Below are 9,599 nucleotides of genomic sequence, written 5' to 3'. Positions count from 1 at the left end.
CACGCTCTGCATCGTCGCCGGCGCGTCAGGCGAGCACCACCAACAGGTCCCCGCCTTCGACCTGAGCGGTGTCCGACACGGCGACTCGGTCGACGGTGCCGTCGGCCGGCGCGGTGATCGGCGCTTCCATCTTCATCGCTTCGATGGTGGCGATGGTCTGGCCGGCCTGCACGGCGTCGCCGACGGAAACCCCGACGTTCACCACCCCGGCGAACGGTGCGGCGACGTGCTTGGGGTTACCTTTCTCAGCTTTCTCCGCAGCCGGAATCTCGCTGGCAATGCTGCGATCTCGAACCTCCACCGGCCGCAGCTGCCCGTTGATGATGAACATCACGGTGCGCATGCCGCGTTCGTCGGGCTCGGAAATCGCTTCCAAGCCGATCAACAGCTCGACGCCCGGCTCCAACTGCACCCGGTGCTCCTCGCCCTGGCGCAGACCGTAGAAGAACTGGTTGGCCGACAGCCGCGACGTGTCGCCGTAGATCTCCGAGTGCGACTCGTATTCCTTTGTCGGGCCCGGGAATAACAGACGATTAAGAATGGCTTGACGCTTGTGCCCCTGCAGCCCCAGCGCGGTCTCGTCCTCGGGCGTCAATTGCTCGACAGGTTTCGGCTCCGCACGTCCGGCCAAAGCCTTCGAACGCAACGGCTCAGGCCAGCCGCCCACCGGATCACCGAGATCGCCGCGCAGAAACCCGATTACCGACTCCGGGATGTCGAATTTCTCTGGGTGCGAAGCGAATTCGTCGGCGCTCAAGCCCGCCCCCACCAACGCCAGCGCCAGATCGCCGACCACCTTCGACGACGGGGTGACCTTGATCAGCCGACCCAGCACCCGGTCGGCACCGGCGTAGGCCTCCTCGATTTCCTCGAACCGGTCCCCCAGCCCCAGGGCAATCGCCTGTTGGCGGAGATTCGACAGTTGACCGCCGGGAATCTCGTGGTGATACACCCGCCCGGTCGGGCCCGGAAGCCCCGACTCGAAGGGCGCGTAGACCTTTCGCAGTGCCTCCCAATAAGGCTCCAGCGCACAGACCGCCTCGAGTGACATTCCGGTGTCGTACTCGGTGTGTGCGGCGGCCGCCACGATCGAACTCAACGCGGGCTGGCTGGTGGTGCCTGCCATCGGGGCCGATGCGCCGTCGACCGCGTCCGCCCCGGCCTGCCAGGCGGCGACGTAGCTGGCCAACTGGCCGCCGGGGGTGTCGTGGGTGTGCACATGAACCGGCAGGTCGAAGCGACTACGCAACGCGCCGACAAGTTCCCGCGCCGCCGCAGGACGCAGCAGGCCGGCCATGTCCTTGATCGCCAGCACGTGCGCGCCAGCTTCCACGATCTCGTCGGCCAGCTTCAGGTAATAGTCGAGGGTATAGAGGTTCTCGGCCGGATCAGACAGGTCACCGGTATAGCACATCGCGACTTCGGCTATCGCAGAACCGGTTTCGCGTACGGCATCGATCGCGGGCCGCATAGACTCGAGGTTGTTCAATGCGTCGAAGATCCGGAAGATGTCGATTCCGGTCGCGGTGGCTTCGTCGACGAACGCCGAGGTGACCAACTCCGGGTAGGGCGTGTACCCGACGGTGTTGCGGCCCCGCAGCAGCATCTGCAGGCAGATGTTGGGCATCAGCTCGCGCAGCTCTGCCAGGCGCTCCCAAGGGTCTTCCTTCAGGAACCGCAGCGCCACATCGTATGTCGCGCCGCCCCAGCATTCGACGGACAGCAGTTGCGGCATGGTCCGGGCGATGTACGGCGCTACCAGCCCGAGGCCGCTGGTGCGCACCCGCGTCGCCAGCAGTGATTGATGGGCGTCCCGAAAGGTCGTATCGGTGACGCGGACACCGGAGGAGTCGCGCAGCCACCGGGCGAAGCCTTCGGGACCCAATTCGACCAGCAACTGCTTGGAGCCCGCCGGTGGCGCTTTCGTCAGGTCGATGTCGGGCAGCTTGTCCTGCGGGTAGACCGCCGACGGCCGGGATCCGTGCGGCTTGTTGACGGTCACGTCGGCCAGGTAGTTGAGGATTTTAGTGCCGCGGTCGGCCGATGATCGCGAGGTGAGAAGTGCCGGATGCTCCTCGATGAAGGAGGTGGTGATACGTCCGGCCTGGAAGTCGGGATCGTCCAGGATCGCTTGCAGGAAAGGGATGTTCGTCGATACTCCACGGATACGGAATTCCGCGATCGCGCGCCGTGCCCGGTTGACCGCGGTGGTGAAATCGCGGCCGCGACAGGTCAGCTTGACCAGCATCGAGTCGAAGTGGGCACTGATCTCCGCGCCCAGATTGGTTCCGCCGTCCAGGCGGATGCCCGCGCCCCCCGGGCTGCGGTAGGTGGTGATCCGTCCGGTGTCGGGGCGAAATCCGTTTGCCGGGTCCTCGGTGGTGATCCGGCACTGCAGAGCGGCGCCGCGCGTGTGTATGGACTCCTGCTGCAATCCCAAGTCCGCCAGGGTTTCTCCGCCTGCGATGCGCAACTGGCTGGAGACCAGGTCGACGTCGGTGATCTCCTCGGTGACGGTGTGCTCGACCTGGATCCGTGGGTTCATCTCGATGAAGACATAGTGGCCGCGCTCGTCGAGCAGGAACTCCACCGTGCCCGCGCAGCTGTACCCGATGTGGCGGGCGAAGGCCACCGCGTCGGCGCACATCTTGTCCCGCAGTTCGGTGGGCAGGTTCGGGGCCGGCGCCAACTCGACGACCTTCTGGTGGCGTCGCTGCACGCTGCAGTCACGTTCGTAGAGATGAATCACGTTGCCCTCGGTGTCCGCCAGGATCTGCACCTCGATGTGGCGCGGGTTGAGCACCGCTTGTTCGAGGTAGACCGTCGAATCCCCGAACGCCGACTCGGCCTCCCGACTGGCCGCCTCGATCGCCTCGGGCAGCGCCTCGGCATCGGTGACCCGCCGCATGCCCCGACCGCCGCCACCGGCAACGGCCTTGACGAACAGCGGAAATTCCATCTCGGCCGACGCCGCGACCAACTCCTCGACAGACGAGGACGGCATCGAGGAATTCAGCACCGGCAGACCCGCTTCGCGAGCCGCGGCGACGGCGCGGGATTTGTTGCCGGTCAACGACAGCACTTCGGCCCTGGGGCCGACAAAAGTGACGCCCTTTTTGGCGCATTCGGCCGCCAACTGCGGGTTTTCCGACAGAAAGCCGTACCCCGGGTACACCGCGTCGGCGCCCGCAGCACGGGCGGTGTCGACGATCTCGGTGACGGACAGGTACGACCGGACCGGGTGCCCGATCTCGCCGATCTGGTAGGACTCGTCGGCCTTCAAGCGGTGCAATGAATTTCGGTCTTCGTACGGGTATACAGCAACGGTGCCGATGCCGAGTTCATAGGCGGCCCGGAACGCCCGAACGGCGATCTCGCCGCGGTTGGCAACCAGCACTTTGGAGATCAAGATAGGTCCCTCTTCGGTCGACGGGTAGGCAGGTTGTCTCAGATCAGCGTGGACCAGTAGTCCCAGAAACGGTCCATAATCAGCAAGAAGACGGCCGTGAACCAGAGCGTGGCAATCGACCACCGCCAATGGTTCAGCGCACGCACCACCGTCCCGGCGCGGCCGTCACCGGTCCGTCCGAACGCGGTCGAGGCGACCACCACCAGGATCGAGATGGTCGCCGCCCATACCACCATGCAGTAGGGGCACAAGGCGCCGATGCGGTAGAGACTCTGGAAGATCAGCCAGTGCACGAAAGCGGCACCGAACAGCGCGCCGGTCGTCATACCGATCCAATACCATTGTGGCAGTGGAACTTTGGTGACTGATAGGACGCCGGTGACAGTCATGACGGCGAACGCCGCGATACCGATCAACGAGTTCGGGAGGCCGAACGCCGACGCTTGCGGCGTCGTCATCACCGAACCGCACGCCACGACCGGGTTGAGATTGCACGACGGCACGTAGGCCGGATTGATCAGGAGTTCGATCTTTTCGACGCTCAGCGCCGCCGAGGAGATCAGACCGAGCAGTCCTGCAACCAGAATCCACCACGCGCCCGCCGTCGACGGGGCCGCCGGCTCATGGAGCTTCAGAGTCGAATGCTGCACCGGCTGATCAGATTTGGCCGATGGCGTAGCTGTCACGATGCTGCAGGGACCGCAGCCGAGTCGATGCCCGGGACATCCCCGACGATCCCCTTGATCTTGGCGACAAGAGCTTCCGGCGTCGAGAACTCGTAGTCCTGGCCGTTGATGCGCACCGTGGGGGTCGCGTGAATGCCTGTGGACGCGACCATTGCGTCGACCATCGGCAGGTATTTGCCGTCTTTAATGCACTGGGGCACCTTGCCCACCACGCCGGCCTCCCGGGCCAACTCGATCAGCCTCGCGTTGTCAGGAAACGATGTCCCAGTCTCGGAAGGCTGAATTTCCTTGGTGTACAACGCCGTGTGGAAGCGACGGAAGGCGTCGATCGACTCGTCGGCGACGCAGTAGGCGGCATTGGCGGCGCGCGAGGAGTAGTCCTGGTTCTGCGGCCGGCTCAAAAAGCCCGTCATGTAGTAGTCCGCGGCGATAGCACCGTCGTCGACCAGCTTGGACACCGTCGGTCCGAAGTTCCGCTCGAAATTGCCGCAGGCCGGGCAGAGGAAGTCCTCGTAGAACGAGACCACGGCCTTCGGGTCGTGGGTGCCGTCCTTGGTGACGAGCTTGCTCGTGGTCACCCGGATCGCCCGCGCGCCGGTCGCGGCGGTTTTCTTGTCGTGCGAGATCACGATGTAGCCGATGAGAACGACGGCGAAGATCACCACGACTGAGGTGAGCCCGATCCTGAAGAGAAGGTCGCGGCGCCGCCCAGCGGCGTTGAGATCGTATTTGGGACGATTCGATTTGGCGGCTTTTTCGGCCATGGGTCTGGTCACCATTCCGGATTGTCGGCTTCGCTGCCCGACCGCGGTGCGGTCGGCGATAACTGCTAAGCCTACCTACGAGCGCAGTTGCAGATCAGACACGGCTGAGATGCGCCCGCAGGGCCGAAATCAACTCGGTGGTGGCCAGTGCGCTGCCGCCGCCTAGCGGGAACAAACTGGCGAACCCGTGCGTCAGCGATCCCATCGTGCGCAAATCGACATGGGTGCCGGCGGCCGTCAGCGCCGCGGCGTAGCGGTCGCCCTCGTCACGCAGCGGATCGAAGCCTGCGGTCGCGATCAGCGCGGGCGGCAACCCCGACAGCGACTCGGCCAACAGCGGCGAGATACGCGGATCGGTCGCGACGGCGTCGGAGGCGCCCAGGTACAGCTCGGTGAACCAGTCGATGTCGGCCTTGGTGAGCAGAAAGCCGTCGGCGAACAAACTCAGTGACCGGGTTTGTGCGGTGAAATCAGTGCGCGGGTAGATCAGCCACTGCAGGACCGGCCGCTCAACGGCCTCGTCGCGGGCGACTTGCGACACGACCGCGGCCAGGTTTCCGCCGGCGCTGTCGCCGCCTACGGCCACTTTGCCCGGTATCGCGCCCAGCTTCTCAGCGTGCTCGTAGGCCCACCGGAAGGCGGCATAGGCGTCGTCGACCGCGGCCGGAGCCGGGTGCTCGGGGGCGAGTCGGTAGTCGATCGACAACACATGGACGCCGGCCTCGCGGCACGTCAATCGGCACAGTGGGTCATGGGTGTCGAGGTCGCCGAGCACCCAACCGCCACCGTGGTAGAAGACCACCAACGGCGCCGGTTCGGGCGTCGTCGGCCGGTAATGGCGGGCCGGGATCGGGCCCGCCGGTCCGGGAATCGACACCTCGCTGACACCGACGTGGATCTGCGGTCCGCCAAAGCCCTGCGTCATCTCGCGCATCCGAGCCCGCGAGACCGCGACATTCTGGTTGATCACCAGACCGTTCATTCCGAACGCGCGCATTCCAGTCAGCGCGAGCTGCAGGGTGGGGTCCAGCGTGTTGCCGTCGATGGTGACCTCGCGGCCGCCGGACAGCAGCCGCTTGGCGCGGGTGGGGATCCACGGAATCACCTTCAGACCGGCGGTGGTGGCGGCGCTCTGCAACCGCGCGGCCCAACCACCGGTACTGACCTGCTGATCCGGCACGCCTGGCAGACTTCGTGTCATGTCTGGTTCCTTGAGTCCCTCGGTCCCACTGAACGACGGTCATCGCATTCCCGCGCTCGGATTCGGCGTTTTCAAAGTCCCGCCCGCGGACACTGAGCGGGCGGTGCTCGCCGCCCTGCAAGCCGGCTACCGCCACATCGACACCGCGGCGGTGTACGGCAACGAACGCGAGACCGGCCGTGCGGTCGCCGCGTCCGGCGTGCCCAGAGACGAACTGTACTTGGTCACCAAGTTGTGGAACTCCGAGCAGGGTTACGACAGCACTCTGGCCGCGTTCGAGGCCAGCATCGACCGACTGGGTCTGGAGTACCTGGACTTGTACCTGGTCCATTGGCCGATGCCCAAGCTGAACAAGTTCGTCGACACTTTCCGGGCTTTCGCCCAGCTGCGCGACCAGGGCCGGATCCGCTCGATCGGGGTCAGCAATTTCGAGCCCGACCACCTGACCGCACTCGTCGACGCCACCGGGCTCGTGCCCGCCGTCAACCAGGTCGAACTGCATCCCCGGCTGCCGCAAAACGAATTGCGCGAGGTGCACGCCCGCCTGGGCATCGCCACCGAAGCGTGGGGGCCGCTGGGGCAGGGATCGCTGTTGACCAACCCCGTCGTCACCGCGGTCGCCGAGGGTCTTGGCCGGACACCCGCCCAGGTACTGCTTCGATGGCATCTTCAGCTGGGTAATATCGTCATCCCCAAGTCGGTAAACCCCAAGCGGATTGCGAGCAACTTCAATGTGTTCGATTTCGAATTGAGCGAACACGACATGGCGTCGATCTCGTCGCTCGACGATGGAAACCGGCTCGGCCCTGATCCACAAACCTTCGACTTCACAGGCAGGTAACAGATGTCGGGCGGCTCTGATCCCTCAGTTCCCTCCATTGCACTCAACGACGAAAACACGATGCCGGTACTCGGCCTCGGAGTCGCCGAATTGTCTGACGCCGAAACCGAGCGTGCGGTGTCGACGGCTCTGGAGATCGGCTACCGCCTGATCGACACCGCGGCGGTCTACGGCAACGAGGAAGCCGTCGGCCGCGCGATCGCGGCGTCCGGCATCTCCCGCGCGGAGCTGTTCGTCACCACCAAGGTCGCCAACGCCGACCAGGGATTCACCACAGCACAGGACGCCGTCAAGGTCAGCCTGGACAAGCTCGGCCTCGATTACGTCGATCTCTTTCTGGTCCACTGGCCGATGGCGGCGCTGGGCAAATATGTCGACACCTTCGGCGGCCTGATCCAGGCCCTCGGCGATGGCCACACCAAGTCCATCGGCGTCTGCAACTTCACCGAGGAATATCTGGAGACGGTCATCGACCTGACCTACGTCACCCCCGCGGTCAACCAAATCGAGCTGCACCCGCTGCTCAACCAGGCCGAGATGCGCGCCGTCAACAAGCAGCACGGTGTCGTCACCGAGGCCTACAGCCCGTTGGCGGTCGGCAGGTTGGTCGACAACCCCGCCGTGACGTCGATCGCTGCTGAATACGGCCGTTCCGCAGCGCAGGTGTTGATCCGGTGGAGCATCCAACTGGGCAATGTGGTGATTCCGCGTTCCAGCAACCCCGAGCGAATCGCCGAGAACTTCAACGTCTTCGACTTCGAGTTGACCGCCACGCACATGGAGGCGCTCAACGGGCTCAACGACGGCACCCGTGTCCGCGAAGACCCGCTGACCTACACCGGGGCCTAATTGCATACCCGGTCCAGCAGGCGGCGGCCGCCTGGGGGCGGTCGCCGAATGGCGAAGGCCGCCTGCGTGGGCCTCACGACCACGCAGGTGTGCTTCGAAACGCGCTCACCCTTTCGGGCAAGTCCCGGCAGCGTCGCGCAAGACCGCGGCTGACGGCGCGTCGACAGGCAGCCCGTAACCCCGCAACACCGCGATGAATTGCATGGCGTACTGGCAGTGAAACGCGGCGTTGGGCGGCATCCACAGGGCGGGCTGGGAGTCGGCCTTGTCCTGATTTGCTTGGCCTTGTACCGCCAGCAGGTTGGCCGGATCATTGGCAAACCGCACCCGCGTCTGCTCGGTCCAGCCGTAAGCTCCCATGTCCCAGCCGTAAGCCAACGGCACGATGTGATCAATCTGCACCGATTCCCCGACCTTCGCGCCGCGGTGAAAGTCTATGGTGGCGTTGGTATACGGGTCATGCAAGACACCGGTTTCGACAGCGTCGGGACAGCGTTTGATCGACACGTAGGTCTTGTCGACAAGATCACGGTTGAGGATGTCGTCGCGGGTATCGCAGCCGTTGTGCCCGCCGGGCGCGTCGTTATCGTCGGTCCACGCCTCACCGAAGGCCGCCCGCCGGTAGTCATAGCGGCGGATGCGTTTCGGCACCACCGCAATTCCAGCCAACACATCGACACCAGGCGCCACCGTCGGAATGTCAGCGCGGGCCGCGAATTGCCGGTCTCGATCCCCCGCCGAGGTCGTCACCACCTGGTAGGCAACCAGCACGGTCAGGATTGCGATGGCCGAGAGCCACAGCCATGTCCTGCGCGTCATGACTTGTCCAGGAACTCGATGCGCCGACTTCCGGTGAACGGTGCTGCCAATAGCGCCAGACCCGGATGCGCCGCGGCGTTGCCGTAAGCCTGCTCGCAGAAGTCCCGGGCCGCTTCGATGACCTCGCGGTGATGAATCAGTGACAGCAGCTTCAACGTGATTGCACGCCCGGATTGGTTGCGGCCCAATACATCTCCTTCGCGGCGTTCCTGCAGATCCAGGTCGGCGAGCTCGAAACCGTCGAGCGTTGCGGCGACGGCGCTCAGCCGCCGGCCGGCACGCGAATGCGGCGCCACCGAGGTAACCAGCAGACAGATGCTGGCGTGCTCGCCGCGGCCGATGCGGCCGCGCAGCTGATGCAGCTGGCTGATGCCGAAGCGGTCCGCGTCCATCACCAGCATCACGGTGGCGTTGGGCACGTCGACACCGACTTCGATAACGGTCGTGCACACCAACACGTCGACCTCGCGGGCCCGGAACGCCGTCATCACCGCGTCCTTGTCGTCACCGCTGAGCCGCCCGTGCATGAGCCCCAGCCGCAAACCCGCGAGCTGGTCGCTGCCCAACCTGGCATAGAGCTCTTCGACTGTGGCCGAGGGCCTTTGGTCCTTCTCGACCTGACCGGCGTTGTCGGTTTCGTCGATCCGCGGCGCCACCACGTAGGCCTGGCGGCCTTCCCGCACTTCTTCGATGATGCGATGCCACGCTCGATCCAGCCACCCGGGTTTGTCGTTGACGAAGATCGCGGTGGTGGTGATCGGCTGCCGGCCCCGGGGAAGCTCACGCAGAGTCGATGTTTCGAGATCACCGAACACGGTCAGCGCCACGGTCCGCGGAATCGGTGTCGCCGTCATCACCAACAGATGCGGTGTGATGCCGGCGGGCGCCTTGGCCCTCAGCTGGTCGCGCTGTTCGACGCCGAACCGGTGTTGTTCGTCGACGACGACCATGCCGAGGTTGTCGAACTCGACCGCGTCCTGCAGCAGCGCATGGGTGCCGACGACGATGCCGACCTCGCCGCCGGCGATCT

General features: G+C 65.1%; 8 protein-coding genes. 2 read left to right on the top strand and 6 right to left on the bottom strand.

Translation table 11 applies throughout. The annotated features are described in order from the left end of the window. Positions 1-25: 25 nt before the first annotated feature. From AC2VOG_RS08080 to AC2VOG_RS08065, 4 genes are all read right to left on the bottom strand, one after another. Complete coding sequence (locus AC2VOG_RS08080; protein ID WP_486939393.1) at positions 26-3,409, bottom strand: pyruvate carboxylase; 3,384 nt, start codon at positions 3,407-3,409, stop codon at positions 26-28. A 38-nt stretch (positions 3,410-3,447) separates the two neighbouring features. Next, a complete protein-coding gene (locus AC2VOG_RS08075; protein WP_486939394.1) occupies positions 3,448-4,098 on the bottom strand; it encodes a vitamin K epoxide reductase family protein in 651 nt (216 codons plus the stop codon). Beyond that, entirely contained in the window at positions 4,092-4,859 is a 768-nt protein-coding gene (locus AC2VOG_RS08070) for a DsbA family protein (RefSeq protein ID WP_486939392.1), read from the bottom strand. Before AC2VOG_RS08070 ends, AC2VOG_RS08075 begins: the two co-directional genes overlap by 7 nt. A 94-nt stretch (positions 4,860-4,953) precedes the next feature. Beyond that, positions 4,954-6,060 carry an alpha/beta hydrolase gene (locus AC2VOG_RS08065; RefSeq protein ID WP_486939391.1) on the bottom strand — a complete coding sequence of 369 codons (1,107 nt, stop codon included), beginning with the start codon at positions 6,058-6,060 and terminating at the stop codon, positions 4,954-4,956. Between AC2VOG_RS08065 and AC2VOG_RS08060 the strand changes: the two genes are divergently transcribed. Beyond that, a complete protein-coding gene (locus tag AC2VOG_RS08060; RefSeq protein ID WP_486939390.1) occupies positions 6,059-6,901 on the top strand; it encodes an aldo/keto reductase in 843 nt (280 codons plus the stop codon). The genes AC2VOG_RS08065 and AC2VOG_RS08060 overlap by 2 nt on opposite strands. A gap of 3 nt (positions 6,902-6,904) precedes the next feature. Further along, on the top strand, positions 6,905-7,750 hold the full coding sequence (locus tag AC2VOG_RS08055) for an aldo/keto reductase (protein ID WP_486939389.1): 846 nt from the start codon (positions 6,905-6,907) through the stop codon (positions 7,748-7,750). Positions 7,751-7,855: 105 nt separating this feature from the next. Here AC2VOG_RS08055 and AC2VOG_RS08050 read toward each other — a convergent pair whose 3' ends face one another. Both AC2VOG_RS08050 and AC2VOG_RS08045 read right to left on the bottom strand, forming a co-directional pair. Beyond that, positions 7,856-8,569, bottom strand: a complete 714-nt coding sequence (locus AC2VOG_RS08050) for an HNH endonuclease family protein (RefSeq protein WP_486939388.1) — start codon at positions 8,567-8,569, stop codon at positions 7,856-7,858. Next, positions 8,566-9,599, bottom strand: a 1,034-nt coding sequence (locus tag AC2VOG_RS08045; protein ID WP_486939387.1) for a helicase-related protein, incomplete at its 5' end; no start/stop codon positions are given. The genes AC2VOG_RS08050 and AC2VOG_RS08045, both read right to left, overlap by 4 nt.

This window comes from Mycobacterium sp. TH-M11, assembly GCF_057473725.1.
The sequence above is the reverse complement of the archived record's forward strand: the minus strand, read 5'-3'. Positions and strand labels throughout refer to the sequence as shown.

What these genes read in the sequence shown, in the direction of transcription:
- AC2VOG_RS08070 (WP_486939392.1), bottom strand. Translation starts at nt 4,859, where the DNA reads ATGGCCGAAAAAGCCGCCAAATCGAATCGTCCCAAATACGATCTCAAC.
- AC2VOG_RS08055 (WP_486939389.1), top strand. Translation starts at nt 6,905, where the DNA reads ATGTCGGGCGGCTCTGATCCCTCAGTTCCCTCCATTGCACTCAACGAC.
- AC2VOG_RS08050 (WP_486939388.1), bottom strand. Translation starts at nt 8,569, where the DNA reads ATGACGCGCAGGACATGGCTGTGGCTCTCGGCCATCGCAATCCTGACC.
- AC2VOG_RS08065 (WP_486939391.1), bottom strand. Translation starts at nt 6,060, where the DNA reads ATGACACGAAGTCTGCCAGGCGTGCCGGATCAGCAGGTCAGTACCGGT.
- AC2VOG_RS08060 (WP_486939390.1), top strand. Translation starts at nt 6,059, where the DNA reads ATGTCTGGTTCCTTGAGTCCCTCGGTCCCACTGAACGACGGTCATCGC.